We start from the raw sequence: 24,630 nt of genomic DNA on the forward strand, positions 1-24,630 counted from the left end.
GTGCCGAGCCCCCACCGCAAGAGCAGACCCATGAGCCATCCCACCTGGCTGATCACCCTGCGCAACCTCGCCGGCCGCCTGGGCGCCCGCTACCAGGGCCCGCAGACCGCGCACTTCGATGGTCAGCGCTTCCACAATCTCGACCGCCAGCCACACCACGGCCTGCGCGCCTTCCTCCGATGGCAGCTCAACCGTGGCCGGCAGGTGCCCTGGGTCGACCAGCCGGGGCCGGCCACGCGCCCGCAGACGCCGGCCCGGGTCAGCGGCGCGGAGCTGCGCGTCACCTACATCAACCACGCCACGCTGCTGATCCAGCACCGCGGCCTGAATATCCTCACCGACCCGCTGTGGGGCGAGCGCACCAGCCCCTTCAGCTTCCTCGGTCCGCGCCGTCATCACCCGCCGGGACTGGCGCTGGACGAGCTGCCGCCGATCGACCTGATCCTGGTCAGCCACAACCATTACGACCACCTGGACATCGGCAGCCTGCGCGAGCTGGCGCGGCGCTTCCCGGCGGCGCGGGTGGTGACCGGCCTGGGCAATGGCGAGCTGATCCGCGCCTGCGGTTTCCTCGACGTCGAAGAGCTCGACTGGTGGCAGAGCCTGCCGATGCCCGACGGCATGCTGCTCACCGGCGTGCCGGCGCAGCACTGGTCGGCGCGCGCGCGGCGCGACACCAACCGCACGCTGTGGCTGGGTTTCGTGCTGGAGTCGGCGGATGGCCCGCTGCTGTTCCCCGGCGATAGCGGCCTGGGCCCGGAGTTCGAGCTGATCCACCGGCGCTTCGGCCCGCTGCGCTTCGCCGCCCTGCCGATCGGCGCCTACGAGCCGCGCTGGTTCATGCGCCATCACCACATGAACCCGGACGACGCGGTGCAGGCGCACCAGCAGCTCGATTCGCAGTGCAGCATGGCGATCCACTTCGGCACCTTCAAACTCAGCGACGAGGGCCAGTTCGCGCCGGTCAGCGACCTGGCCAGGGCGCTGCAGCAGCGCGGTGTCGCGCCGGAGCGGTTCCGCGCGCCGAAGCCGGGGGAGCAGTGGCACGTACCGCCAATGCAGGACCATTCACTGTAGGAGCGAGCTTGCTCGCGAAGCGCTTGACACCGTGACCGCCTGGAAATCCGTTCGCAAGCAAGCTCGCTCCTACGAAGAGAAGGCGGCCTCAGTTCTCCCGAACGCGCTTGCTGCAGCAGTTGCGATAGCGCTTGCCGCTGTTGCACGGGCACGGCTGGTCGCCCCGGCCGCCCAGTTCCAGCCAGCTTTCCAGGCGCCGGCGCATGCCATCGCGGACTTCCCGGCGCTCGTCGTCGAGCTGGGCGCGCGTCAGTTCGCGGCAGAGCCGGAGGTAGTCCTCCAGCAGTTCGTCGCGCTCCAGGGCGTGGAACTGTTCGGCCAGCGGCACGCCTTCGTAGCGGCGCTTCGGGTCGGGCAGGAAGGCGATCGCGCCGCCGCCGGGCAGCACATTCCACAGGCGCCCCCGGGCATCGCGCCAGCAGGCACTGAAGCGGGCGCGCAGGGCCAGGCTCGGCCACTCTTCCAGGCACCAGCCGTCGACGCGCTCGCCGCCGAGGCTTTCCACCGCCTTGCCCACCGAGAACCAGGGCTCGCCGGCCAGGCTTTCCGGCAGTGGCAGCGGTGCGGCGACTTCCGGGGTGCCGCCCTCCACCAGTCGGCGGGCGAAGCGGCGCAGGGGATTGGTGAGGTGCGAAGGGGCGCGGAATGACATGGGATCACCAGCAGAAGAGGTCGGCGAAGGTCCGACCGGAGGGCCGCGCCAGGGTTCCGGCGGCGCGCGAGGCGGGCATTCTAGGCCCGTCCCGGACGCGGTCAACGCAGGGCGCTCAATAGTCCCGCGTGGCGATGGGTTGCGCGTCGACGCCCAGCTCGCGCAGCAGCTCGTCGAGCAGCGACGAGGCGCCGAAACGCAGGTGCTCCGGCGTGATCCAGCCGGCGCCGAAACGTTGCTCGGCCTGCCTCAGGTAACCCTGCGCGTCGGCCAGCGTGCGCAGCCCGCCGGAGACCTTCAGGCCCACGTCGGCGTCCGCTTCGGCGATGCACTCGAGCATCACCGCCACGGCTTCCGGGGTGGCATTGAGCGCCGCCTTGCCGGTGCTGGTCTTGAGGAAGTCGGCGCCGCCGGCGATGGCTTCGCGGCAGGCGCTGCGGATCAGGGCGGGGTCGCCCAGCTCGCCGGTTTCGAGGATGACCTTGAGCCGGTGGTAGGGGCCGCACAGCGCCTTGCAGGCGCGGATCAGTTCCACCGCGCCGGTCGGCGCGCCCGCCTTGAGCCGGCGCCAGGGATAGACCAGGTCAATCTCGTCGGCGCCCTCGGCGAGGGTCTTGCGAACCTCCTCCACCACCTCGGCCTGCGGCGCACTGCCGGCGGGGAAGTTGCACACGCTGGCGACTTTCACCGTGCGCCCGCCCAGGGTGTTCAGGGTGCGCCGGGCGACATGCGCCAGCCGCGGCCAGACGCACACCGCCGCCACTTCGCCGTAGGGCGTCAGCGCCCGGCGGCAGAGGCCGACAGTGCTTTGCAGGTCGTCGGCCTCGTTCAGCGAGGTCAGGTCCAGCAGGGCGAGCACGCGGCCCGCCGGGGTCTTGCGGGGATCGATCATCGGCAGCCACCTCCTGCGGCGGTCGGCGGGGCGCGGAGTCCCCGCCGCGATTTCGGATCAGCGGAACGGCGGTTCATCGAAGCTGCGCAGCTTGCGCGAGTGCAGCGAGTTGAGCTGGGTGCGCAGCAGGTCGACGGCGGCGATGCCGATCGACAGGTGCTGGCTCACCGCGCGCTGGTAGAACGCCGAGGCCGCGCCGGGCAGCTTGATTTCGCTGTGCAGCGGCTTGTCCGACACGCACAGCAGCGTGCCGTAGGGCACCCGCAGGCGGTAGCCCTGGGCGGCGATGGTGCCGCTCTCCATGTCCACCGCAACCGCCCGCGCCAGGTTGATCAGCGGGCGCTCCTGGGCCCAGTGCAGCTCCCAGTTGCGGTCGTCGTAGGTGAGCACGGTGCCGGTGCGCAGGCGGCGCTTGAGTTGTTCGCCGCGTTCGCCGGTGACCAGCGCGGCGGCCTCCTGCAGCGCCACCTGGACCTCGGCCAGGGCCGGGATCGGGATGTGCGGCGGCAACACGCGGTCGAGGATGCCGTCGCGGCGCATGTAGGCGTGGGCCAGCACGTAGTCGCCGATGGTCTGCGACTGGCGCAGGCCGCCGCAGTGGCCGACCATCAGCCAGCAGTGCGGGCGCAGCACGGCGAGGTGGTCGGTGATGTTCTTCGCGTTGGACGGGCCGACGCCGATGTTCACCAGGGTCACGCCGTCGCCGTCCTCGGCGATCAGGTGGTAGGCCGGCATCTGGAAGCGGTGCCACTCGACGCCGGCGACGATGGCGTTGGCTTCGCCCTCGTCCATGCCGCGCTCGATGATCACGTTGCCCGGCAGCACCATGCGCACGAAGCGCGGGTCGTCGCGCAGGCGCTGCAGGCCCAGGTGGATGAACTGGTCGACGTAGCGGTGGTAGTTGGTCAGCAGGATCCACGGCTGCACGTGGCGCCAGTCGCTGCCGGTGTAGTGCACCAGGCGGCGCAGGGAGAAGTCGATGCGCGCGGCGTGGAACAGCGCCAGCGGCATCGGGTCGGCGCCTTCCCAGTCGTAGAGGCCGTCGGCGATGCCGTCGGCGGTGGCGGACAGGTCGGTGCTGGGGAACACCCGCGCCAGCTCGGCGGCGGTCACTCCGGAGCCGCCCAGTTCATCGCCGTGCTCGACCACGTAGGGGTAGGGGATGTTCTGGTCGCTGACGCCGACCTCCACCCGCACGGTGAAGTCTTCCATCAGCGGGCGCAGCTGCTCCAGCAGGTATTTGCGGAAGGCCTTGGGCTGGGTGATGGTCACCGCGTAGGTGCCCGGCACCTGGACCTTGGCGTAGGCGCGGGTGGTGGAGGGCACTTCGCCCTGGCACAGGTAGGTCACCCGCAGCTCCGGGTAGCGGAACAGGCTGCGCTGCACGGCATCGGGCACCGTGCGCTCCTTCAGGTAGCGCTTGAGCGCCTGGTTCAGGGCGCCGGTGGCCCGCTCGTGCAGCGCGGCCAGTTGATCGACGGCCTCTTCGGCGGTCTGGGCGACGAGGAACTCATCGCCGGTCGAAAGCGTCATGGTGGGCATCCTGTCTTAGCGGTCTGTTCCATCTTGCCTGCATCCGTTACGGAAAGGGATGACGGATTCGGTGCTGGCAGGATGAACGGAGAGGTGAATGAGCCTATGACAGAATCCGGGCACGCGAGTGCGGAAACCAACCTGGGTGGATCGGACGCTCCGAACCTCCGGTCAGATCTTTTGCGTATTACGCGCTGCGTAATACGTCGCGCATGATATCCTGGCCATGATCAAGTCATTTGCCTGCAAGCACACCCAAGCGCTGTTCGAAGGAGCGAGCCCGAAGCATTTCAGGGCCATTCAGCGTCAGGCCGAGCGCAAGCTTCAACTGCTGGACGCGGCCGCCACGCTGGACTTCCTGCGCTCACCGCCGGGCAATCGCCTCGAAGCGCTGCAGGGAGATCGCGAGGGCCAGCACAGCATCCGCATCAATGCTCAGTGGCGGGTGTGCTTCCGCTGGGTAGATGGCTACGTGCAGGACGTCGAGATCGTGGATTACCACTGAGGCAAACAGTCATGACACAGAACCGCATGCGCCCGATCCATCCGGGCGAGATTCTCCGCGAGGAATATCTGCAACCGCTGGACATGTCGGCGAACGCCCTGGCTACGGCATTGCGTGTTCCGGCGACCCGCGTCCATGAAATCGTCAACGGGCGGCGCAGCATCACGGCAGACACTGCCCTGCGCCTGGCGCGTTTCTTTGGCGGCGATGCGCAGTCGTGGATCAACCTGCAGAGCGCCTACGATCTGCGCGTTGCCGAGCTGGAGTCGGGGCAACGGATCATTGAAGAGGTCAAGCCTCGTGCGGCGTGACTCCGTCCACTTGCGAATCGGGACGGCGTCGACCGCCCCGATTCATCCTGCCATCGTGGAAGGCTGGGCGTGTTACCCAAGATGCGGCGTAGCCCGCGCCACCAGCGCCTGCACATCCACCCCGCGCGGCAGGGTGCCGTAGACGCGGCCGCCGTCGGCCAGGCGGCTGGCGATGAAGGCGTCGGAGACCAGCGGGTTGCCGGCTTCCAGCAGCAGCTTGGCCTGCAGGGCCAGCGCCACGTTTTCGGTGAGCTGGCGGGCGCGGTACTGGATGTCGTCGGTGTCGGCGAAGGACGCCTTGAGGTTGCCGATGAAGGCGGCCAGCCGCGCGTCGCCGTGGCCGTCGCCGAGTTCGGCGAACAGCGCGTCGAGCACGCCCGGCTCCTTCGACAGCGCGCGCAGCACGTCCAGGCACTGCACGTTGCCCGAACCTTCCCAGGTCGAGTTGACCGGCGCCTCGCGGTACAGGCGCGGGAGGATGGTGTCCTCGACGTAGCCGGCGCCGCCCAGGCATTCGGCGGCCTCGTTGATCATTCCGGGGGCGCGCTTGCAGATCCAGTACTTGCCGACGGCGGTGACCAGGCGGGCGAACTTGTCCTCCTGCTCGTCGTGCAGATGATCCAGCGCGCGGCCCATGCGCATGGTCAGGGCCAGCGCGGCCTCGCTTTCCAGCGCCAGGTCGGCCAGCACGTTCTGCATCAGCGGCTGCTCGGCCAGCACGCGGCCGCCGACCTGGCGGTAGGCGCAGTGGTGCGCGGCCTGGGTCAGCGCCTGGCGCATCAGCGAGCTTGAGCCGACCATGCAGTCGAAGCGGGTCAGCGCGACCATCTCGATGATGGTCGGCACGCCACGGCCTTCCTCGCCGACCATCCAGGCCAGCGCGCCGCGGTATTCCACCTCGCTGGAGGCGTTGGACCAGTTGCCCAGCTTGTTCTTCAGGCGCTGCACGTAGAATTCGTTGCGGCTGCCGTCCGGGCGGTGGCGCGGCAGCAGGAAGCAGGTCAGGCCCTTGTCGGTGTAGGCCAGGGTGAGGAAGGCGTCGCACATGGGCGCCGAGCAGAACCACTTGTGCCCGACCAGTTCGTACGCCTGGCCCGGGCCGGGAATGCCCACCGGGTAGGCGCGGGTGGTGTTGCTGCGCACGTCGGTGCCGCCCTGCTTCTCGGTCATGGCCATGCCGATGGTCAGGCCGGTCTTCTGCTCCATCGGCAGGTTGCGCGGGTCGTACTGGGTGGAGAGGATCTTCGGCAGCCACTTTTCGGCGATGTCCGGCTGCAGGCGCAGGGCCGGCACGCTGGCGAAGGTCATGGTCAGCGGGCAACCGGTGCCGGCCTCGGCCTGGCTGTGCAGGTAGCTCAGGCCGGCGCGGGCGACGTGGGCGCCGGCGCGCGGGTCGGTCCAGGGCATGGACGGGATGCCGGCCTCGATGGAGGCGCGCATCAGCTCGTGGTAGGCCGGGTGGAATTCCACCAGGTCGACACGGTGGCCGTAGCGATCATGGGTCTTGAACACCGGCTTGTTCTCGTTGGCCAGGAAGCCCGCCGCCATCAGCGGACCGCCGGCCAGCGCGCCGTAGGCATCGAGCTTCTGCTCGGCCCAGCCGCCCTCGTAGCGGCGCACCCACTCCTGCAGCGGCAGGTCGATGCGGTAGAGGTTGATGCCGTCCAGCGGCGGCACCTGGTTGGTCACTTCATGGGTTTCGGCGTACTGGTGCAGGTTCATGGCTGATCCTCCAGGGCAGGCAACGGCGCGCCGACGGCGCGCAGGCAGAAATGGACGAGGGCATCGCTGACGTCTTCCAGCGATGCGGCAGGCTGGCCGGCGTCCCGCGCCGCGCGGGCCGGTGGCGACAGGGGGCCGACCAGGGCTTCGGCGATGGCGCCGACCAGGCAGGCGGCGACCAGGTGCACCGGCTGGGCCGGGAATTCGCCATGGGCGATGCCCTGTTCGAGCAGCTGCGCGAACAGCGCCGCGTAGGCTTCGCGGTAGACCAGGCGTTGTTCGTCGACCCCGGGATCGACCGGCTCGGCGATCAGCGCGAAGGCCAGTTGGCGGCTGCCCCAGGCGCGCGCGGCGAACTGGCGCAAGCCGCGGCTCAGGCGTTCGGCGGCGCATTCGGGCGCGGCCAGCGCCTGGGCGAGGGCGTCGACCTCGCGCTGGCTGGCGCGGGAGAAGACTTCGGCGGCCAGTTCGGCCTTGCCGCGAAAGTGCCGGTACAGGCTGCCGGTGGCGATGCCGGCGGCGTCGGCCAGCGCCTGCATGGTCAGCGCGGCGAATCCGCCGCCGGCGACGCACGCCAGGGCCAGGGCGAGAATGCGTTCGCGCTCTTCGATGTCTCGGCGCAGGCGCGCCTCGGTGACTCGATAGGCCATGCTCTGAATCCCGGTTCACTGCATTGGAGGCAGTGAATCATGGTTCAGAGTTTGGCCAAAAGAGGGATATTCGCCAGCGATGGGGGCGATTTGGTCAGGGCTCGGCGGGGCGCCGGGCCGCGCTACACCACCTGGCTCGGCAGCGCCGGCTGGCACAGCAGCCAGTCATGCAGCAGCGTCTGCAGTTCCTCGAACTTCACCGGCTTGGCCAGGTAGTCGCTCATCCCGGCGGCCAGGCAGCGCTCGCGGTCGCCGCTGTGGCTGTGGGCGGTGATCGCCAGCACCGGCAGGTCGCCGCCGCGCGGCAGGGCGCGGAGCGCGCGGCAGGTGGCGAAACCGTCCATCACCGGCATCTGGCAGTCGAGCAGCACCGCGTCGACGGTCTCGCGGCGCAGCAGTTCGATGGCTTCGGCGCCGTTGTCGGCGGTGCGCACGCGGTAGCCGAGCTTGAGCAGCATGCCGCGGATCACCAGCTGGTTGATGGCGTTGTCTTCCACCACCAGCACGGTGCACTGGTCCGGGCTGCGCAGCGCCTGGCCGCCCGCGCGGCGCGGCGGCGGGGCGAGGCCCTGCACCGGCTGGCCGACCTGCAGGCTCAGGCTGAAGCAGCTGCCCTGCCCGGGCAGGGATTCGTGGGACAGCTCGCCACCCAGCAGCGCGACCAGCTTGCGGCACAGCGCCAGGCCGATGCCGAGGCCGCCGTACTCGCGGGTCAGCGAGCCATCGAGCTGATAGAAGCGCTGGTAGAGCGCGCCGTCCGACGGCGTGGCGAAGCCGATGCCGCTGTCCTGCACCTCGATGCGCAGCGCCAGTCCGTCGGTATTGGGCACGCCGCCGACGCGCAGGCTGACCCCGCCGTGGTGGGTGAACTTGATGGCGTTGTCGATCAGGTAGCCCAGCGCCTGGGCCAGCTTGCCGGTGTCGCCTTCGAGGGTGTCGGGCAGGCTCTCGTCCAGTTGCAGGGCGAAGCGCAGCCCGCGCTCCTCGGCGCGCGGCGCGTACTGCGCGCGCAGGCCGTCGCACAGGCCGCGGAGGCTGAACGGTTCGCGGCGCGGGTAGAGCTTGCCGGCCTGCAGTTCGATCAGCGCTAGGATGTCGTTGACCATGCGCATCATGTCCCGCGCCGAGCCGGTGGCGGTCTTGTGGTACTGGGCCAGCTCGATGTCCATCGGCACCGTCTGCATCAGTTCCAGCGAGCCGATCACCCCGCTCATCGGCGTGCGCAGCTCGTGGGTGACGGTGGCGAGGAACTCGTCCTTCAGCCGGTTGCTGCTGGCCAGTTCGAGGTTGAGCTGCTCCAGCTTGCGGCTGCTTTCCTGGAGGATGCGGGCGCGCTCCTCCTTCATCGCGTTGATGCGGTCGGCCAGCGCCAGGGACAACAGGCCGACCTCCAGCGCCGAGCCGATCTGGCTGGCGTACATGGTGAGGAAGACGTTGGGCAGCAGGCCCAGCACCATCAGCGTGTTGACCACGCCGCCGAGCAGGAAGGCGCTCCAGGCGAAGATGAAGTAGCGCGCCACGCGCATGCCGCGCAGCCAGGCGAGGATGGCGGCGGCGAAGATCACCACGGTGAAGGCCAGCGCCAGGTAGGTGGCCAGGCGCAGGGCGATGGCGTAGCTGACGGTCAGCGCCAGGGTCATCACCAGCGCCCCCACGGCCATCAGCACCCGCAGCAGGCGGTCGATCCACAGGCTGTGTTCGCGGGTATGCAGGAAGCTGCGGGCGAACTGGCAGCCGAACAGGGCGGCCGAGCCGATCAGGAAGGGCGTGGCGGCGTTGGCCCACCACGGGCTGTCGGGCCAGAAGTATTCGATGCCGGCGCCGTTGACCGAAATCTGGTAGAGGCCGAACGAGGCGATATAGAGGATGTAATAGAGGTAGCTGGTGTCGCGGACGCTGAGGTAGATGAACAGGTTGTAGATCAGCATCACCAGCAGCACGCCGTAGATGATGCCCAGCACGTAGATGCGGCCCGGCTGCTCCTCCAGATAGGCCTTGGGCGACCAGAGCGTCAGCGGCGCCTGGATCGAGCCCTGGCTTTCCAGGCGCAGGTACGCCCGCAGCGGCTTGCCGGGTTCCAGCTTGAGGTCGAACAGGTAGTTGTTCTGGCGGATCGGCCGGCTGGCGAACGGCAGGGTGTCGCCGGTGTGCTGGGCGAGCCTGAAGCCGCCCTGGCCGTCGGGCAGGTAGAGGTCGAGCCGGTCCAGCGGCGGGTAGGCCAGTTCCAGCAGCCAGTTGGCGGGGTCGCCGGAGGCCTGGGGCTGGTAGTCCAGGTCCAGCCGCAGCCAGAACACCGAACGCGAGTAGCCGGCGTTGAGCACGTCATGCTCGTGCCGGCGGAAGCTGGCGGCCAGCGCCGGCGAGCTGATCTCGGCGATATCGGCGGTGCCGCGCACGTCCTCGAAGACATCCATGGCCCGGCCCAGGGGCAATTGCCCGACATGCTCGTCGAAGCTGATGGCGCTCGCCACTGGCGAGAGAAGGAGAACGATCAGGAAGATCAGCCAGTGCCGCATGGTGCCCCGCAGTACCCCGCTCGGCCGCGCCGGGGAGCCCCATCTCCCGCGTTGGCGCGCCAAGGAGGCGTCGTGTTGGAATCGGCGAACTCTAGCACAGGCCTTGCGGGGCGTGGCACCGGACCGGGTGGATCAGGTTCGACCGGGCGGTCCGCGCAGTCGGGTCACGGCGGCGTTTTGGTGATAAGCTCCCGCGCCATGAAAACACCTGCCTCCCGTCCCGTAGTGCTCTGCCTGTCCGGCCACGATCCCAGTGGCGGTGCCGGCCTGCAGGCCGATATCGAAGCCCTGATCGCCCAAGGCTGCCACGCGGCGCCGACCGTCACCGCGCTGACCGTTCAGGATACCGTCAACGTCTCCGACTTCCGCGTGCTCGACCGCGAGTGGGTGCTGGCGCAGGCCAACGCGGTGATCGCCGACCTGCCGGTGGCCGCGGTCAAGCTGGGCATGCTCGGCTCGGTGCAGATGGTCGACACCGTGGTCGAGATCATGCAGTCCCTGCCGGGCGTGCCGCTGGTCTGCGACCCGGTGCTGCGCGCCGGCGGCGGTGGTTCGCTGGGCAAGGACGACGTCGGCTACGCCATGCGCGAGCGCCTGCTGCCGATCGCCGCCGTCGCCACGCCGAACCTGCCCGAGGCGCGCATCCTCGCCGAACTGCCCGAGGGCACGGCGGACGAGTGCGCGGAAAAACTGCTGCCTTATATACAGACGCTGCTGATCACCGGCGGCCACGGCGACGAGTCCGAAGTGCACAACCGCCTGTACACCCGCGACGGCCAGCGCCACACCTTCACCTGCCAGCGCCTGCCGGGCAGCTACCACGGCTCGGGCTGCACCCTGGCCAGCACCCTGGCCGGCCGCCTGGCCCTGGGCGAGGAACTGGTGAGTGCGGTGCGCAGCGCCCTGGACTACACCTGGCGCACCCTGCGCGACGCGGAAGCCCCCGGCCACGGCCAGTACGTGCCGCGCCGGCTGCCGCTGGACTTCTGTTCCTGAGACGCCCTGTTGCGAAGATCGAGGCCCTGATGAACCTGCGCGGACTCTACGCCATCACCGACAGCCAGTTGCTCGACGGCGGCCGCCTGCTGCCCTACGTCGAAGCGGCCCTGAAGGGCGGCGCGCGGCTGCTGCAGTACCGCGACAAGTCCGCCGACGCCGGGCGCCGCCTGCGTGAGGCCGAGGCCCTGGGCGAACTGTGCGAGCGCCACGGCGCCGTGCTGGTCATCAACGACGACGCCGAACTGGCCGCGCGCCTGGGCGTCGGCGTGCACCTCGGGCAGACCGACGGCTCGCTGGCCGCCGCCCGCGCGCTGCTCGGCCCCCGGGCCGTGGTCGGCGGCACCTGCCACGCCAGCCTCGAACTGGCCGAACAGGCCATCGGCGAAGGCGCCAGCTACATCGCCTTCGGCCGCTTCTTCAATTCCCAGACCAAGCCGGGCGCCCCGGCCGCCAGCGTCGAACTGCTGGAACAGGCCCGCGCGCGCTTCAACGTGCCGCTGGTGGCCATCGGCGGCGTGACCCTGGACAACGCGCCCGGGCTGATCGCCCGCGGCGCCGACCTGATCGCCGTGATCCACGCGCTGTTCGCCGCTGACTCCCCGGCCGAGGTCGAACGGCGCGCCCGCGCCTTCAGCCAACTCTTCGAAACCCGCTGAGCGCCCCGCGCCCGGCACCCGACAGCTTCGCGAGGTACACCATGTCCCGTTCCGAAACGCTATTCGCCAATGCCCAGAAACACATCCCCGGTGGCGTCAACTCGCCGGTGCGCGCATTCAAGAGCGTCGGCGGCACGCCGCTGTTCTTCAAGCACGCGGCAGGCGCCTACGTGGTGGACGAGGATGACAAGCGCTACGTCGACTACGTCGGCTCCTGGGGCCCGATGATCCTCGGCCACAGCCACCCGGACGTGCTCGACGCGGTGCGCGGGCAGCTCGAACACGGCCTGTCCTACGGCGCGCCGACCGCGCTGGAAGTGGAAATGGCCGACCTGGTCTGCTCGCTGGTGCCGTCGATGGACATGGTGCGCATGGTCAGCTCCGGCACCGAAGCCACCATGAGCGCCATCCGCCTGGCCCGTGGCTACACCGGCCGCGACAGCATCATCAAGTTCGAAGGCTGCTACCACGGCCACTCCGACAGCCTGCTGGTGAAGGCCGGCTCCGGCGCGCTGACCTTCGGCGTGCCGAACTCCCCGGGCGTGCCAGCGGCCTTCGCCAAGCACACCCTGACCCTGCCGTTCAACGACATCGACGCGGTGGAGAAGACCCTCGGCGAAGTCGGCAAGGAAGTGGCGTGCATCATCGTCGAACCGGTCGCCGGCAACATGAACTGCGTGCCGCCGGCCCCGGGCTTCCTCGAAGGCCTGCGCCGCCTGTGCGACCAGCACGGCGTGGTGCTGATCTTCGACGAAGTGATGACCGGCTTCCGCGTCGCCCTGGGCGGCGCCCAGGCGCACTACGGCATCACCCCGGACCTGTCGACCTTCGGCAAGATCATTGGCGGCGGCATGCCGGTGGGCGCCTTCGGCGGCAAGCGCGAGATCATGGAGCAGATTTCCCCTCTCGGCCCGGTCTACCAGGCTGGCACCCTGTCGGGCAACCCGCTGGCCATGGCCGCCGGCCTGACCACCCTGCGCCTGATCAGCCGCCCGGGCTTCCACGACGAGCTGGGTGCCTACACCACCCGCATGCTGCAAGGCCTGCAGGACCGCGCCGACGCCGCCGGCGTGCCCTTCGTGACCACCCAGGCGGGCGCCGCCATGTTCGGCCTGTACTTCACCGGCGCCGACGACATCGTCACCTTCGAGGACGTGATGGGCAGCGACGTGGAGCGCTTCAAGCGCTTCTTCCACCTGATGCTGGACGGCGGCGTGTACCTGGCGCCGAGCGCCTTCGAGGCCGGCTTCACCTCCATCGCCCACGGCGAAACCGAGCTGCAGCTGACCCTGGACGCCGCCGAGCGCGCTTTCGCCGCGCTCAAGTAACACCCCTGCGAGGGCGCCCGAAAGGGCGCCTTGCGCTCCACCTCCCGCCGTTACCCCCGCGTTACACCGCCTCCCGCCGTCCTCGCCGTTCCGCCGGAAAAATCAGAAAAGCAGGTAAAGACTTTGTAAGGAGGCGTCGGCTTATTTCATAATGTGAAGGCCGGCGCACTTCGCTGGCCGGGCTCTTGCCCGCCCCGATTCTGGAGGCCGTTTCTCCCCATGTACCGTTCCGGTCGTACCCTGCTCGGTTGCCTGTTGCTCGCCTTCCCCCTGTTGACCCAGGCGGGCGGTAACTCGCTGCTGATTCCGGCGACCGGCCGCTGCGTCCTCAATACCGTCCCCGAGCAGTTGCAACAGGCCCTGGCCAGCTGCCAGCAGGCGGCCAACGGCGGCGATGCGCAGGCGCAGTACGAACTGGGCGAATTCTTCTACACCGGCGAACACGCCCCGCGCGATTTCCAGGCCGCGCTGCACTGGTACGAGAAAGCCTCGCTGCAGGGCCACGCCAACGCGCAGCTGCGCCTGGGCACCATGTTCTTCCGTGGCGAAGGGGTGAAGGCCAACAACGTGCAGGCCTACATCGTGCTGAAGATGGCCGCGGTGAACGGCGCCGAAGACGCCATGGACAGCGCCGACCTGGTCGCCGAGCAGATGAACAAGGACGAACTGGACATCGCTACCAAGGTGCTCGGGCAGATCTTCCGCAACTACCTGATCGAACTGCAGACCGCCGGCAACTCGCCGTTCTCGCCGCTGCCCTGAAGCGCACCAGGCTCCCCTATACGCTGTAGGCGCGAGCTTGCTCGCGAACAGGACCGAATGCCTGACATCAGTGCCGGGAGGTTCGCGAGCAAGCTCGCTCCCACGAAGAACTGCGTGGCGTCAGTTGTTCTTGTCCGGCATCGGCAGGGGGAAGGGCATCACGTTGCCGCCGCCCTTGGCCTCGCTGATCTTCGCGGTGCCCAGGCGCTCCACTTCATCAATGCGGATGATCGAATGCAGCGGCACGAAGCTGCGGATGACGCCGTCGAACTGCGCCTTGAGCTTCTCCTCGCTGGGGTCCACCACCACCTGGGTGCGCTCGCCGAAGACGAACTCCTCGATCTCCAGGAAGCCCCACAGATCGCTCTGGTAGATCTGCTTGGCGTACATCTCGTACACCTGGCCCTGGTTGAGGAAGACCACCTTGTAGATCGGGTTCTCGCGCTTGCTCATGAACGAAGGACGACGGCTTTGCAAAAAGGGCACGCAGCATAGCACAGGCGCTTGCCGGTAGCAGACGAGGGCGCCGGGGCATATAATGCGCGGTCATTTTTTAACCAGCTCAAGAACGACTCCATGGCCAAGAAGCTTTTCATCCAGACCCACGGCTGCCAGATGAACGAGTACGACAGCTCGCGCATGGCCGACCTGCTGGGTGAGCACCAGGCCCTGGAAATCACCGAAAAGGCCGAAGAAGCCGACGTGATCCTGCTCAATACCTGCTCGATCCGCGAGAAGGCGCAGGAGAAGGTGTTCTCCGAACTGGGCGCCTGGCGGGTGCTCAAGCAGCAGAACCCGGACCTGGTGATCGGCGTCGGCGGCTGCGTGGCCAGCCAGGAAGGCGCGGCGATCCGCGAGCGCGCGCCTTACGTCGACGTGGTCTTCGGCCCGCAGACCCTGCACCGCCTGCCGGAGATGATCGACGCCGCCCGCGCCACCCGCAAACCGCAGGTGGACGTGTCCTTCCCGGAGATCGAGAAGTTCGACCGCCTGCCCGAGCCGCGGGTCGACGGCCCCACCGCCTTCGTCTCGGTGATGGAAGGCTGCAGCAAGTACTGCACCTTCTGCGTGGTGCCCTACACCCGCGGCGAGGAAGTCAGCCGGCCGTTCGACGACGTGCTCGCCGAGGTGATCCACCTGGCCGAGAACGGCGTGAAGGAAGTCACCCTGCTGGGGCAGAACGTCAACGGCTACCGTGGCCAGACCTTCGATGGCCGCATCGCCGACTTCGCCGAGCTGATCCGCGTGGTCGCCGAGGTCGATGGCATCGAGCGCATCCGCTACACCACCTCGCACCCGCTGGAATTCTCCGATTCGCTGATCGCCGCCCACGCCGAAGTGCCGCAGCTGGTGAAGTTCGTCCACCTGCCGGTGCAGGCCGGTTCCGACCGCATCCTGGCCGCGATGAAGCGCAACCACACCGCGCTGGAATACAAGTCGCGCATCCGCAAGCTGAAGGCGGCGGTGCCGGACATCTGCATCAGCTCGGACTTCATCGTTGGCTTCCCCGGCGAGACCGAGCAGGACTTCGAGCAGACCCTGAAACTGGTGGAGGAGGTCGGTTTCGACTTCTCCTTCTCCTTCATCTACAGCTCGCGCCCGGGCACCCCGGCCGCCGACCTGGTGGACGACACCCCGGACGACGTGAAGAAGCAGCGCTTGCTGACCCTCAACAGCCGCCTCAACCAGCAGGGCTTCGAGATCAGTCGACGGATGGTCGGCACTGTCCAGCGCATCCTCGTCACCGACTACGCCAAGCGCGACCCCGGCCAGCTCCAGGGCCGCACCGAGAACAACCGCGTGGTCAACTTCCGCTGCGACAATCCGCGCCTGATCGGCCAGTTCGTCGACGTGGAAATCTACGAGGCGCTGCCCAACTCCCTGCGCGCAACGCTGGTGGAAGCGCGCCACTGAACCCCGACCGTTGAATGCCCCCATGGGCGACCGAACTTTCGCAGTCGGACGCCTGGGGTTATCCTTCGACCATTCCCCCCTTCGCAGCACGGCGACTTAGACAGCACCTTGAACGCCCCCCTGGATATCCATCGTTTCATGCTCGAACCCTTCGATGCCCGCAGCTTCGCCAACCTGTGCGGGCAGTTCGACGAACATCTCCACCAGATCGAGAAGCGCCTCGACATCGAGATTCGCAACCGCGGCAACCAGTTCGAACTGGTCGGCGAGCCGGAGCGCACGCAGGCGGCCGAGCGCCTCCTGCAACGCCTCTACCGCGAGGCCCAGAGCGGCACCGAGCTGACCCCCGACATGGTCCACCTGTTCCTGCAGGAGTCCGGCCTGGAAGACCTGGTCAACGCCCCCGAAGCGCCCCTGGTGACGCTCAAGACCCGCAAGGCGCACATCCGTCCGCGCGGCGCCAACCAGCAGCGCTACGTGAAGGCCATCCTCGACCACGACATCAACTTCGGCATCGGTCCGGCCGGCACCGGCAAGACCTACCTCGCCGTGGCCTGCGCCGTGGACGCCCTGGAGCGCGAGCAGATCCGCCGCATCCTGCTGGTGCGCCCGGCGGTCGAGGCCGGCGAGAAGCTCGGCTTTCTTCCCGGCGACCTGTCGCAGAAGATCGACCCCTACCTGCGCCCGCTGTACGACGCGCTGTACGAGATGCTCGGCTTCGAGACCGTGGCCAAGCTGATCGAGCGCCAGGTGATCGAAGTCGCGCCGCTGGCCTACATGCGCGGCCGCACGCTGAACAACAGCTTCATCATCCTCGACGAAAGCCAGAACACCACGATGGAACAGATGAAGATGTTCCTCACCCGCATCGGCTTCGGCTCCACCGCGGTGATCACCGGCGACGTCACCCAGGTCGACCTGCCGCGCGGCACCCGCTCCGGCCTCAAGCACGTGATGGAAGTGCTGCGCGACGTCCCGGGCATCAGCTTCACCCACTTCAAGTCCAAGGACGTGGTGCGCCACCCGCTGGTGCAGCGCATCGTCGACGCCTACGACGCCTACGAGAACCGTCTGAACAGCAGCGTCGATGGCCAGGGCGGCAAACATGCTTGAACTGGACCTGCAACTCGCCTGCGAAGCGCCCGGCCTGCCGAGCGAAGCCGACTTCCGCCGCTGGTGCGAACTGGCCCTGCGCCAGCGCCAGAACGACTCGGAGCTGACCATCCGCCTGGTGGATGAAGACGAAGGCCGCGAGCTGAACCGCACCTGGCGGCACAAGGACTACGCCACCAACGTGCTGTCCTTCCCCGCCGACGTTCCCGACGAACTGCTGGACATCCCGCTGCTCGGCGACCTGGTGATCTGCGCCCCGGTGGTGCAGCGCGAGGCCGCCGAACAGGGCAAGTCCCTCGAGGCCCACTGGGCCCACCTGGTCATCCACGGCTGCCTGCACCTGCTCGGCTACGATCACATCGACGACGCCGAAGCCGAGGAAATGGAAGGCCTGGAACGGGACTTGCTGGCCGAACTGGGTCACCCGGACCCGTACGCGGCCGATGAAGAATAAAAGCCACTGAGCAAGGGAAAGATGAGCGAAGACCGATCGAGCAATGGGCACAGGTCCTGGTTGGATAAGATCACCCAGGCTTTTGCCCATGAGCCGAGAAACCGCCAGGAGCTGCTTGAGCTGCTGCGCGAAGCCCACGACAACAAGCTGCTCGACAGCGAGGCGTTGTCCATCGTCGAAGGCGCAATCCAGGTGGCGGACCTCCAGGTCCGCGACATCATGATCCCGCGTTCGCAGATGATCACCATCAAGTCGACGCAGAAGCCCGCCGAGTTCCTCCCCGCCATCATCGAGGCCGCGCACTCGCGCTACCCGGTGATCGGCGAGAGCCTGGACGACATCATGGGCGTCCTGCTGGCCAAGGACCTGCTGCCGCTGATCCTGCATGACCAGAACCACACGTTCGACATCAAGGACCTGCTGCGCCCGGCCACCTTCGTGCCCGAGTCCAAGCGCCTGAACGTGCTGCTGCGCGAGTTCCGCGCCAACCGCAACCACATGGCCATCGTCATCGACGAGTACGGCGGCGTGGCGGGCCTGGTGACCATCGAGGACGTGCTGGAGCAGATCGTCGGCGACATCGAGGACGAGCACGACGTCGAGGAAGACAGCTACATCAAGCCGCTGCCCAGCGGCGACTTCATCGTCAAGGCGCTGACCCCGGTGGAGGCTTTCAACGACTTCTTCGGCTCCGAATTCTCGGACGAGGAATTCGACACCGTCGGCGGCGTGATCATGAGCGCCTTCGGCCACCTGCCCAAGCGCAACGAGACCACCGAACTGGCCGGCTTCCGCTTCCGCGTGCTCAACGCGGACAGCCGGCGCCTGCACCTGTTGCGCCTCACTCCGCTGCAGGACTGAGCCCCCGCAGGACCGGGGCGCCCCCCGGTCCTGCGGACGCGCGATCAGACCCGCAGGTGATCCAGCGGCAGCTCGGTGCTGTCCAGCACATTGCGCAGCACGAAGCTCGACCGCACGCTGGTGACGCCCTCGATGCGGGTCAGGGTGCCGAGCAGGAAGTGCTGGTAGCGCTCCATGTCCGGCACCATCACCTTGAGCTGGTAGTCGGCGTCCATTCCGGTCACCAGGCTGCATTCCAGCACTTCCGGGCATTTGCCGATGACCTGCTGGAAGTTCTCGAAGCGCTCCGGGGTGTGGCGGTCCATGCCGATCAGGACGAAGGCGGTGAGGCTCAGGCCGAGCTTCCTGCTGTCGAGCAGGGCGACCTGGCGGACGATGTAGCCGTCGTCCTCGAGCTGCTTGACCCGCCGCGAGCAGGGGGAGGGCGACAGGCCGATGCGTTCGGCCAGCTCCTGGTTGGAGATGCGCGCGTCGCGTTGCAGTTCGGCGAGAATGCGCAGGTCGTAGCGGTCCAGCTTGTCCATGGATGCCTCGTTTTTCGATTGAATTGCGCTTGTGGCGTAATTTCTAGTTAATTGTTGCTCAGGTGATGCCTGTATGAGCAATCTTAGCAATCATTTTCCTGCTCTGTCGCCGTACTATTTCTTCCAGATTCACGGCCCGGACACCACGTCCCCAGCGATCCGCCCAATCAGGCGCTTCGCGGCCCGCCGATTCCACAGGATCGCGCCGGCCCCCGGGCTACGCACTGCCCAGAAGGCGGAGCGAGGTGAGCCGGCGCCAACAGCGACGAGCAGGACGAGATCCCCGGAGGGAGGCTGAAAAGCCTCCCTTTTTTCTTGCCCGCGATACGCCCGCCATCTTTACCCTGACTTTACTCAGCGCCTTGCAATACGTGGCTTTCACCGTGGTCTATGGCATTGTCACATCGCTGTTTTTCGGCCGTTGCCGAGGTGAGGAGTCCATGAAATCGGGCATTGGGTCGTTCGCCGGAGTCGCTCTGCTCTCGCTGGCCATCGCCGCCCAGGCGCTGGCGGCCGAACCGCCGGAGCTGACCGGCCAGTCCCAGGGCCGGCCCGGCGCCGCCCAGGGTGGCGGCAACGCCGGGGGCCGGACGCCGATGTCCCACGAGGGGCCGGGGCGTCCCATGGGCAACTGGCAGCAGCGCCCGCCGGAGAACGGCGGCGGGCAGTGGCAGGGGCGTCCCCAGGGGAACGCCAATGGCCAGTGGCAAGGCCGCCCGCAGGGGAATGGCAACGGCCAGTGGCAGGGTCATCCCTCGGGGAACGCCAACGGCCAATGGCAGGGCCGCCCGCAGGGCGACCATGACTGGCACGGCAATCCTCCGGGCAACAACGCCGGGCAATGGTCGGGGCGCCCTCCGGCCAGCAACGCCAGTCCGGGGATCCGCCCGCCGGGCGACAATGACCAGTGGAAGGGCCGGCCCATCGGCGGCGGCACCACCAGCCAATGGCAGGACGGTCATTCCGAGCGGCCGGGCTGGCAGGGTGGCACGCGCCCGCCTCCCGGCGGCTGGCAGGGGCGGCCGCCGCCTTCCCACGGCAACTGGGGACCGCATCCCTCGTACTGGCGTCCGGGCTATGTGGTGAGCGGGGTGCCGGCCGGGCATTACCGCGTGCCCTACCGGGGCGTGGACTACTTCTTCAACGACGGCTACTGGTACCGCCCGTACGGCGCGCGCTACGTGGTGGTGGCGCCGCCCTATGGCATGCGGGTGCGCTACCTGCCGTCCTACGCCGAGCAGGTGTGGATCGGCAGCATCGGCTACTTCCTGGCCGCCGGGACCTATTACCTGTGGCTGGCCAGTTCGCAGGAGTACGAGGTGGTGCCGGCGCCCGTGGAGCAGCCGCTGGCGGCACAGTCGGCCTACGACGTGATCGCCTACCCGCTGTACGGCCAGGGGCCGGAACAGCAGAACCGCGATCGCTACGAGTGCCACAGCTGGGCGGCCAGCCAGAGCGGCTTCGACCCGGCCTCGGCGAACTACGCGCCGCCGGCCTACGTCGCCGACAACTATCGCCGCGCCCTCGGCGCGTGCCTGAGCGGGCGCGGCTACAGCGTCAACTGATGGTCTCGTTGCCCACCACTTCCTGCGGGTCGGCGTGCACCAGCACGTCGGCCCGCGGGAATTCCTTGTGGATCGCCAGCACCGCCTCGTCGCACAGCTGATGCGCCTTGGTCAGGGGCAGCTCGCCGGGCAGTTCCAGGTGCAGCTGGACGAACCAGTGGGTGCCGGAAATCCGCGTGCGCAAGTCGTGGGCGCCGAGCACGCCGGGCACCTCGCGCACCAGTTCGAGCATGCGCGTGCTGACGTCCGGCGGCAGTTCCTCGTCCATCAGCACGGCGACGGACTCGCGGGCGATCTGGATGGAGCTCCAGAGGATGTACAGGGCGATGCCCAGGCCGAAGATCGCGTCCATCTGCTGCCAGCCGAACTGCGCCAGCACCAGCGCCACCAGGATGCTGCTGTTGAGCAGCAGGTCCGAACGGTAGTGCAGGGAGTCCGCGCGCACCGCGGTGGAGCCGGTGATCCTCACCACATAGCCCTGCACCATCAACAGGCCGGCGGTGAGTGCCAGCGACAGCACCATCACCGCGATGCCCCAGCCGGCGGCCTCCACCGGCTGCGGATGCTGCAGGCGGTCGATGGCCTGGGTGCCGACCAGCACCGCGCTCACCGCGATGAACAGCGCCTGCGCCAGCCCGGACAGGGACTCCGCCTTGCCGTGGCCGTAGCGGTGGTCGTCGTCCGCCGGGCGGATGGCGTAGTGCACCGCCAGCAGGTTGAGGAAGGACGCGGCGCCGTCGAGCAGCGAGTCGGTCAGGCCGGCGAGCAGGCTGACCGAGCCGCTGAACCACCAGGCGATGGATTTGGCCACTACCAGGGTGATGGCCACGCCGAGCGACGCGAAGGTCGCCAGGCGCAGCAGATGGGAATGGCTGGCGTGGGTGATCATGTGTCCATGCGGTCCGGCAGGAAGTAGATGTAGTCCAGCAGCGGCGCCTTCTGGCCGACGGCGGTCAGCGCCGCGCTCATCTGGCCGCGGTGGTGGGTGCCGTGGTTGATCACGTGCTGGATGATATTGGCCAGGCTCTGGCGGTGCGCCTGGCCGGCCATGTTGCGGTACTCCAGCGGGGCGCCGAGGGTGGCGTCGGTCTGCTTGCCGAGCCACAGCCGCCAGGCGTCGACGCCTTCCTTGAGGAACGCGGCGAGGCTGTCGCGGTCGGGGGCCGCCTCGGCGTCCAGGCGCTCGAATTGCCAGGGCTCCTGCTGCACGCGGGCGAGCCAGATGCGATCGGCCACCGCCATGTGGTTCAGGGTGCCGTGCAGGCTGCCGAAGAACAGCCCGCGCGGCGCGCGGTAGGCCGTCTCATCCAGGGGCGCCACCGCCTCCAGGATGCGGTCGTAGGCCCACTGGTGGTACGCCAGGAGTTGCTGAAGGTGTGTCGCGAGAGCGCCATGCATATCAAGCCTCCGGGCTCAGGCCCAGGCTAGCGAGTTGTTGGAGGCTGCCGCTGCGCTGGATCAGACGCGGGTCGTCCAGCGGCAGGCTGCGGCCGGTTTCACGCTCGATGATGGCCTTGAGCTTGGCGGTGTCGACGGTGCCGTCTTCGCTCACTGCATCCTTGAGCTTCTCCGGCGCCACCGAGTACTTGGAATCGGGCAGGTAGATGGCGCCGGTGGCGAAGTCTACGCCGAAGGCGATCAGGCCCGGGATGATGTAGAACAACAGGCCGATGGCGTTGAAGGCGACGATGGCCGGGTCGATGCGGCCGTCGATCTGGCCGCGGCGATCGGGGTAGAAAATGGTGCCGCAGGCCGTCAGCTGGCTGAGCAGGGTGGTGCACAGAACCGCGCAGGACACTCGGGTAGCGAGACGCATGGAGAACCTCCGGGAGGATGATGCGGATAACTATATCAACGAGCCGCATCCCGCGGCTGGCAGATTCGCGCGCTGTGCGGGCTCGCTGCTTCTAAGACTGCCGGGTCCGGGTCGCGGTTCGCCCGGTATAATCGCCGACCCGCGCGTCCGCCGGGTTACCGCCCCATGAAACCTGAATCCAACGGAGCCGGCATGCACGCCCTTCCCATCGACAGCGTCCTCCCCGAGCTGCGCCAGGCCCTGGCCGCGCGCCACGAGGTGGTGCTGGAAGCGCCGCCCGGCGCGGGCAAGACCACCCGGGTGCCGCTGGCGCTGCTCGACGAGCCCTGGCTGGCCGGCCAGTCGATCCTGATGCTGGAGCCGCGCCGCCTCGCCGCCCGCGCCGCCGCCGAGCGCCTGGCCGCCGAGCTGGGCGAGCGGGTGGGGGAGACGGTGGGCTACCGCATCCGCCTGGACAGCAGGGTCGGCCCGAAGACGCGCATCGAAGTGGTCACCGAAGGCATCCTCGCCCGCCGCCTGCAGGACGACCCGGCGCTGGACGGCGTCGGCCTGGTGATCTTCGACGAGTTCCACGAACGTTCTCTGGATGCCGACCTGGCGCTGGCGCTGACTCTCAACGGCCGCGCCCTGCTGCGCGACGAGCCGCCGCTGAAGGTGCTGGTGATGTCCGCGACCCTGGAGGGCGAGCGGCTCGCCGCGCTGCTCGACGACGCGCCGGTGGTGCGCAGCGAGGGGCGCATGTTCCCGGTAGAACTCCGCTGGGGCCGGCCGTGGCAGGCCGGCGAGTTCATCGAGCCGCGGGTGGTGCAGACGGTGCAGCAGGCGCTGGCCGACGAGTCCGGCAGTTTGCTGGTGTTCCTCCCCGGCCAGGCGGAGATTCGCCGCGTGGCCGAGCAACTGGGCGAGGCGCTGGCCGGCCGCGCGGAAATCCTCATCTGCTCGCTGCACGGCGAGCTCGACCTCGACGCCCAGCGCGCCGCCATCGAGCCCGCGCCGGCGGGCCGGCGCAAGGTGGTGCTGGCGACCAACATCGCCGAGACCAGCCTGACCATCGACGGCGTGCGCGTGGTGGTGGACGCCGGGCTGGCGCGGGTGCCGCGTTTCGACCCGGGCAGCGGCATGACCCGCCTGGACACCCAGCGCATCTCCCGCGCCTCCGCCACCCAGCGCGCCGGCCGCGCCGGGCGCCTGGAGCCGGGCGCCTGCTACCGGCTGTGGTCCGAGGCGCAGCACGATCAACTGCCGGCCCACGGCACGCCTGAAATCCTCCAGGCCGACCTCGCCGGGCTGGCCCTGCAACTGGCGCGCTGGGGCGTTGCCCCGCAGGAGCTGGCCTGGCTCGACCTGCCGCCCGCCGCCGCTTACGCACAGGCCCTCGACCTGCTGGAGCGCCTCGGCGCGCTGGCCTCGCGCACCGGCGGCGGCAGCCTGACGCCCCACGGCCAGGCCATGGCCGAGTTGCCGGCGCACCCGCGCATCGCCCACCTGCTGCTGCGCGGTCATGCGCTGGGGCTGGGCGCGTTGGCCTGCGACCTCGCCGCGCTGCTCGGCGAGCGCGACATCCTGCGCGGCAACGACGCCGACCTGCACCATCGCATCGCCCTGCTGGCCGGCGAACAGAGCGCCCCGCGCGCCAGCCGTGGCGCGGTGCAGCGGGTGCGGCAGCTGTCGCGGCAGTTCAAGGGTTACCTGCGCGGGCCGGCCCGCGAGCCGGTCGCCGATCCCGATCATCCGCGCTGGCTCGGCGGCCTGCTGGCCTTCGCCTACCCCGACCGCATCGCCCGCCAGCGCCGCGCCGGTGGCGGCGAATATCGATTGGCCAACGGCCGCGCCGCGCTGTTCGGCGAGCCGGACGCGCTGATGAAGGAGCCCTGGCTGGTGATCGCCGACCTGGGCAGCCGCCAGGGCCAGCGCGAGGAGCGCATCTATCTGGCGGCGGCGCTGGAGCCGGCGCTGTTCGAGTCGATCCTCGCCGAGCAGGTCAGCGTCCACGACGAACTGGACTGGGACGAGCGCGAAGGCGTGCTGCGCGCCGAGCGCCAGCGCAAGGTCGGCGAACTGGTGCTGTCCAGCGAGGCGCTGCCCAATCTCGACGCGGAAGCGCGCAGCCGTGCGCTGCTCGGCCTGGTGCGGCGCAAGGGCCTGGAACTGCTGCCGTGGACGCCGGAGCTGCGCCAGTGGCAGGCGCGGGTCGCGCTGCTGCGGCGGATGGACATGGAGGGCAAGGGCGAGAGCGAGTGGCCGGACGTCAGCGATGCCGCGCTGCTGACCTCCTTGGAAGACTGGTTGCAGCCATACCTGGGCAAGGTCTCGCGGCTGGCGCACTTCGCCAACCTGGAGCTGGCGGGAATCCTTCATGCGCTGCTGCCCTGGCCGCTGCCGCAGCGTCTCGACGAACTGGCGCCGCGCACCTTGCAGGTGCCGTCCGGCTCGAACATCCGCCTGGACTACACCGAGTTCCCGCCGGTGCTCGCGGTGCGCCTGCAGGAGCTGTTCGGTCTCGCCGACACGCCGCGCATCGCCGGCGGGCGGGTGGCGGTGAAGCTGCACCTGCTGTCGCCGGCGCAGCGGCCGGTGCAGGTGACCCAGGACCTGGCCAACTTCTGGCGCAGCACCTATGCGGAAGTGAAGAAGGACCTGAAGGGGCGCTACCCGAAGCATTACTGGCCGGACGATCCCCTGATCGCCGAACCGACGGCGCGGGCGAAGCCACGCAAGGGCTGAGGCGCTTTTGATCTCGTAGGAGCTTCTCCGCGATCGGGGAGCATCACTGCTCACCA

24 protein-coding genes are annotated in these 24,630 nt (G+C 68.8%); 13 read left to right on the forward strand and 11 right to left on the reverse strand.

Features of this window, described 5'->3' with window-relative positions; genetic code table 11:
• Nucleotides 1-30: 30 nt before the first annotated feature.
• Nucleotides 31-1,077, forward strand: coding sequence for an MBL fold metallo-hydrolase (locus tag AC3B6A_RS03565; protein ID WP_488400934.1), 1,047 nt, complete (start codon nt 31-33; stop codon nt 1,075-1,077).
• An 88-nt stretch (nt 1,078-1,165) separates the two neighbouring features.
• Here AC3B6A_RS03565 and AC3B6A_RS03570 read toward each other — a convergent pair whose 3' ends face one another.
• The 3 genes from AC3B6A_RS03570 to amn all read right to left on the reverse strand — a co-directional run bounded on the left by AC3B6A_RS03570 (nt 1,166) and on the right by amn (nt 4,163).
• Complete coding sequence (locus AC3B6A_RS03570) at nt 1,166-1,729, reverse strand: SEC-C metal-binding domain-containing protein (RefSeq protein WP_488400935.1); 564 nt, start codon at nt 1,727-1,729, stop codon at nt 1,166-1,168.
• A gap of 115 nt (nt 1,730-1,844) precedes the next feature.
• The gene (deoC, locus tag AC3B6A_RS03575; RefSeq protein ID WP_488400936.1) at nt 1,845-2,621 is read right to left on the reverse strand and encodes a deoxyribose-phosphate aldolase; all 777 of its coding nucleotides are present in this window, start codon (nt 2,619-2,621) and stop codon (nt 1,845-1,847) included.
• Nucleotides 2,622-2,678: 57 nt separating this feature from the next.
• Entirely contained in the window at nt 2,679-4,163 is a 1,485-nt protein-coding gene (gene amn / locus AC3B6A_RS03580; protein ID WP_488400937.1) for an AMP nucleosidase, read from the reverse strand.
• A 217-nt stretch (nt 4,164-4,380) separates the two neighbouring features.
• On the opposite strand from amn, the gene AC3B6A_RS03585 reads away from it, so the two are divergent.
• Together AC3B6A_RS03585 and AC3B6A_RS03590 are read left to right on the forward strand one after the other, a co-directional pair.
• Nucleotides 4,381-4,659 carry a type II toxin-antitoxin system RelE/ParE family toxin gene (locus AC3B6A_RS03585; protein WP_488400938.1) on the forward strand — a complete coding sequence of 93 codons (279 nt, stop codon included), beginning with the start codon at nt 4,381-4,383 and terminating at the stop codon, nt 4,657-4,659.
• An 11-nt stretch (nt 4,660-4,670) separates the two neighbouring features.
• Nucleotides 4,671-4,970, forward strand: coding sequence for a HigA family addiction module antitoxin (locus tag AC3B6A_RS03590; RefSeq protein ID WP_488400939.1), 300 nt, complete (start codon nt 4,671-4,673; stop codon nt 4,968-4,970).
• A gap of 72 nt (nt 4,971-5,042) precedes the next feature.
• Here AC3B6A_RS03590 and AC3B6A_RS03595 read toward each other — a convergent pair whose 3' ends face one another.
• The 3 genes from AC3B6A_RS03595 to AC3B6A_RS03605 form a co-directional block, all read right to left on the reverse strand.
• On the reverse strand, nt 5,043-6,692 hold the full coding sequence (locus tag AC3B6A_RS03595; protein WP_488400940.1) for an acyl-CoA dehydrogenase family protein: 1,650 nt from the start codon (nt 6,690-6,692) through the stop codon (nt 5,043-5,045).
• Nucleotides 6,689-7,342 (reverse strand): TetR/AcrR family transcriptional regulator, encoded by a 654-nt coding sequence (locus AC3B6A_RS03600; RefSeq protein WP_488400941.1) that lies wholly within the window; start codon nt 7,340-7,342, stop codon nt 6,689-6,691. Before AC3B6A_RS03600 ends, AC3B6A_RS03595 begins: the two co-directional genes overlap by 4 nt.
• 122 nt (nt 7,343-7,464) lie before the next feature.
• Nucleotides 7,465-9,858, reverse strand: a complete 2,394-nt coding sequence (locus AC3B6A_RS03605; RefSeq protein WP_488400942.1) for a hybrid sensor histidine kinase/response regulator — start codon at nt 9,856-9,858, stop codon at nt 7,465-7,467.
• 198 nt (nt 9,859-10,056) lie between these two features.
• Between AC3B6A_RS03605 and AC3B6A_RS03610 the strand changes: the two genes are divergently transcribed.
• The 4 genes from AC3B6A_RS03610 to AC3B6A_RS03625 all read left to right on the forward strand — a co-directional run bounded on the left by AC3B6A_RS03610 (nt 10,057) and on the right by AC3B6A_RS03625 (nt 13,603).
• Nucleotides 10,057-10,854 carry a hydroxymethylpyrimidine/phosphomethylpyrimidine kinase gene (locus tag AC3B6A_RS03610; RefSeq protein ID WP_488400943.1) on the forward strand — a complete coding sequence of 266 codons (798 nt, stop codon included), beginning with the start codon at nt 10,057-10,059 and terminating at the stop codon, nt 10,852-10,854.
• A 29-nt stretch (nt 10,855-10,883) separates the two neighbouring features.
• Entirely contained in the window at nt 10,884-11,513 is a 630-nt protein-coding gene (gene thiE, locus AC3B6A_RS03615; RefSeq protein ID WP_488400944.1) for a thiamine phosphate synthase, read from the forward strand.
• A 41-nt stretch (nt 11,514-11,554) separates the two neighbouring features.
• The gene (gene hemL, locus AC3B6A_RS03620) at nt 11,555-12,841 is read left to right on the forward strand and encodes a glutamate-1-semialdehyde 2,1-aminomutase (protein ID WP_488400945.1); all 1,287 of its coding nucleotides are present in this window, start codon (nt 11,555-11,557) and stop codon (nt 12,839-12,841) included.
• 219 nt (nt 12,842-13,060) lie between these two features.
• Entirely contained in the window at nt 13,061-13,603 is a 543-nt protein-coding gene (locus AC3B6A_RS03625) for a tetratricopeptide repeat protein (RefSeq protein ID WP_488400946.1), read from the forward strand.
• A gap of 120 nt (nt 13,604-13,723) precedes the next feature.
• Here AC3B6A_RS03625 and AC3B6A_RS03630 read toward each other — a convergent pair whose 3' ends face one another.
• Nucleotides 13,724-14,056 carry a DUF1820 family protein gene (locus AC3B6A_RS03630; RefSeq protein WP_488400947.1) on the reverse strand — a complete coding sequence of 111 codons (333 nt, stop codon included), beginning with the start codon at nt 14,054-14,056 and terminating at the stop codon, nt 13,724-13,726.
• A gap of 123 nt (nt 14,057-14,179) precedes the next feature.
• Here AC3B6A_RS03630 and miaB point away from each other — a divergent pair, with 123 nt between their 5' ends.
• The 4 genes from miaB to AC3B6A_RS03650 all read left to right on the forward strand — a co-directional run bounded on the left by miaB (nt 14,180) and on the right by AC3B6A_RS03650 (nt 17,945).
• Nucleotides 14,180-15,517, forward strand: coding sequence for a tRNA (N6-isopentenyl adenosine(37)-C2)-methylthiotransferase MiaB (miaB, locus tag AC3B6A_RS03635; protein WP_488400948.1), 1,338 nt, complete (start codon nt 14,180-14,182; stop codon nt 15,515-15,517).
• Nucleotides 15,518-15,625: 108 nt separating this feature from the next.
• On the forward strand, nt 15,626-16,630 hold the full coding sequence (locus tag AC3B6A_RS03640; RefSeq protein ID WP_488400949.1) for a PhoH family protein: 1,005 nt from the start codon (nt 15,626-15,628) through the stop codon (nt 16,628-16,630).
• Nucleotides 16,623-17,084 carry an rRNA maturation RNase YbeY gene (gene ybeY, locus AC3B6A_RS03645; RefSeq protein WP_488400950.1) on the forward strand — a complete coding sequence of 154 codons (462 nt, stop codon included), beginning with the start codon at nt 16,623-16,625 and terminating at the stop codon, nt 17,082-17,084. The genes AC3B6A_RS03640 and ybeY overlap by 8 nt, the downstream gene beginning before the upstream one ends.
• Before the next feature lie 21 nt (nt 17,085-17,105).
• Nucleotides 17,106-17,945 (forward strand): CorC family transporter, encoded by an 840-nt coding sequence (locus AC3B6A_RS03650; protein WP_488400951.1) that lies wholly within the window; start codon nt 17,106-17,108, stop codon nt 17,943-17,945.
• Between the two features lie 44 nt (nt 17,946-17,989).
• On the opposite strand, the gene AC3B6A_RS03655 is transcribed toward AC3B6A_RS03650, so the two are convergent.
• The gene (locus tag AC3B6A_RS03655; RefSeq protein ID WP_488400952.1) at nt 17,990-18,469 is read right to left on the reverse strand and encodes an Lrp/AsnC family transcriptional regulator; all 480 of its coding nucleotides are present in this window, start codon (nt 18,467-18,469) and stop codon (nt 17,990-17,992) included.
• Between the two features lie 440 nt (nt 18,470-18,909).
• On the opposite strand from AC3B6A_RS03655, the gene AC3B6A_RS03660 reads away from it, so the two are divergent.
• A complete protein-coding gene (locus AC3B6A_RS03660) occupies nt 18,910-20,034 on the forward strand; it encodes a DUF6515 family protein (RefSeq protein WP_488400953.1) in 1,125 nt (374 codons plus the stop codon).
• On the opposite strand, the gene AC3B6A_RS03665 is transcribed toward AC3B6A_RS03660, so the two are convergent.
• Genes AC3B6A_RS03665 through pmcY form a run of 3 tightly spaced genes read right to left on the reverse strand, consistent with a single transcriptional unit; the run spans nt 20,027 to nt 21,850 of the window.
• On the reverse strand, nt 20,027-20,923 hold the full coding sequence (locus tag AC3B6A_RS03665) for a cation diffusion facilitator family transporter (RefSeq protein ID WP_488400954.1): 897 nt from the start codon (nt 20,921-20,923) through the stop codon (nt 20,027-20,029). The two genes, AC3B6A_RS03660 and AC3B6A_RS03665, sit on opposite strands and share 8 nt — an antisense overlap.
• Nucleotides 20,920-21,432 (reverse strand): DinB family protein, encoded by a 513-nt coding sequence (locus AC3B6A_RS03670; RefSeq protein WP_488400955.1) that lies wholly within the window; start codon nt 21,430-21,432, stop codon nt 20,920-20,922. Before AC3B6A_RS03670 ends, AC3B6A_RS03665 begins: the two co-directional genes overlap by 4 nt.
• 1 nt (nt 21,433) lies before the next feature.
• A complete protein-coding gene (gene pmcY, locus AC3B6A_RS03675) occupies nt 21,434-21,850 on the reverse strand; it encodes a periplasmic Zn2+ metallochaperone PmcY (protein WP_488400956.1) in 417 nt (138 codons plus the stop codon).
• A 192-nt stretch (nt 21,851-22,042) separates the two neighbouring features.
• On the opposite strand from pmcY, the gene hrpB reads away from it, so the two are divergent.
• The gene (gene hrpB / locus AC3B6A_RS03680) at nt 22,043-24,574 is read left to right on the forward strand and encodes an ATP-dependent helicase HrpB (protein WP_488400957.1); all 2,532 of its coding nucleotides are present in this window, start codon (nt 22,043-22,045) and stop codon (nt 24,572-24,574) included.
• Nucleotides 24,575-24,630: the final 56 nt, after the last annotated feature.

It is taken from the genome of Pseudomonas sp. B12(2026) (genome assembly GCF_057767015.1).

Excerpts from the sequence above, each read along its gene's own strand:
- AC3B6A_RS03565 (WP_488400934.1), top strand. The coding sequence starts at position 31 with ATGAGCCATCCCACCTGGCTGATCACCCTGCGCAACCTCGCCGGCCGC.
- AC3B6A_RS03570 (WP_488400935.1), bottom strand. The coding sequence starts at position 1,729 with ATGTCATTCCGCGCCCCTTCGCACCTCACCAATCCCCTGCGCCGCTTC.
- deoC (WP_488400936.1), bottom strand. The coding sequence starts at position 2,621 with ATGATCGATCCCCGCAAGACCCCGGCGGGCCGCGTGCTCGCCCTGCTG.
- amn (WP_488400937.1), bottom strand. The coding sequence starts at position 4,163 with ATGCCCACCATGACGCTTTCGACCGGCGATGAGTTCCTCGTCGCCCAG.
- AC3B6A_RS03585 (WP_488400938.1), top strand. The coding sequence starts at position 4,381 with ATGATCAAGTCATTTGCCTGCAAGCACACCCAAGCGCTGTTCGAAGGA.
- AC3B6A_RS03590 (WP_488400939.1), top strand. The coding sequence starts at position 4,671 with ATGACACAGAACCGCATGCGCCCGATCCATCCGGGCGAGATTCTCCGC.
- AC3B6A_RS03595 (WP_488400940.1), bottom strand. The coding sequence starts at position 6,692 with ATGAACCTGCACCAGTACGCCGAAACCCATGAAGTGACCAACCAGGTG.
- AC3B6A_RS03600 (WP_488400941.1), bottom strand. The coding sequence starts at position 7,342 with ATGGCCTATCGAGTCACCGAGGCGCGCCTGCGCCGAGACATCGAAGAG.
- AC3B6A_RS03605 (WP_488400942.1), bottom strand. The coding sequence starts at position 9,858 with ATGCGGCACTGGCTGATCTTCCTGATCGTTCTCCTTCTCTCGCCAGTG.
- AC3B6A_RS03610 (WP_488400943.1), top strand. The coding sequence starts at position 10,057 with ATGAAAACACCTGCCTCCCGTCCCGTAGTGCTCTGCCTGTCCGGCCAC.
- thiE (WP_488400944.1), top strand. The coding sequence starts at position 10,884 with ATGAACCTGCGCGGACTCTACGCCATCACCGACAGCCAGTTGCTCGAC.
- hemL (WP_488400945.1), top strand. The coding sequence starts at position 11,555 with ATGTCCCGTTCCGAAACGCTATTCGCCAATGCCCAGAAACACATCCCC.
- AC3B6A_RS03625 (WP_488400946.1), top strand. The coding sequence starts at position 13,061 with ATGTACCGTTCCGGTCGTACCCTGCTCGGTTGCCTGTTGCTCGCCTTC.
- AC3B6A_RS03630 (WP_488400947.1), bottom strand. The coding sequence starts at position 14,056 with ATGAGCAAGCGCGAGAACCCGATCTACAAGGTGGTCTTCCTCAACCAG.
- miaB (WP_488400948.1), top strand. The coding sequence starts at position 14,180 with ATGGCCAAGAAGCTTTTCATCCAGACCCACGGCTGCCAGATGAACGAG.
- ybeY (WP_488400950.1), top strand. The coding sequence starts at position 16,623 with ATGCTTGAACTGGACCTGCAACTCGCCTGCGAAGCGCCCGGCCTGCCG.
- AC3B6A_RS03650 (WP_488400951.1), top strand. The coding sequence starts at position 17,106 with ATGAGCGAAGACCGATCGAGCAATGGGCACAGGTCCTGGTTGGATAAG.
- AC3B6A_RS03655 (WP_488400952.1), bottom strand. The coding sequence starts at position 18,469 with ATGGACAAGCTGGACCGCTACGACCTGCGCATTCTCGCCGAACTGCAA.
- AC3B6A_RS03660 (WP_488400953.1), top strand. The coding sequence starts at position 18,910 with ATGAAATCGGGCATTGGGTCGTTCGCCGGAGTCGCTCTGCTCTCGCTG.
- AC3B6A_RS03665 (WP_488400954.1), bottom strand. The coding sequence starts at position 20,923 with ATGATCACCCACGCCAGCCATTCCCATCTGCTGCGCCTGGCGACCTTC.
- AC3B6A_RS03670 (WP_488400955.1), bottom strand. The coding sequence starts at position 21,432 with ATGCATGGCGCTCTCGCGACACACCTTCAGCAACTCCTGGCGTACCAC.
- pmcY (WP_488400956.1), bottom strand. The coding sequence starts at position 21,850 with ATGCGTCTCGCTACCCGAGTGTCCTGCGCGGTTCTGTGCACCACCCTG.
- hrpB (WP_488400957.1), top strand. The coding sequence starts at position 22,043 with ATGCACGCCCTTCCCATCGACAGCGTCCTCCCCGAGCTGCGCCAGGCC.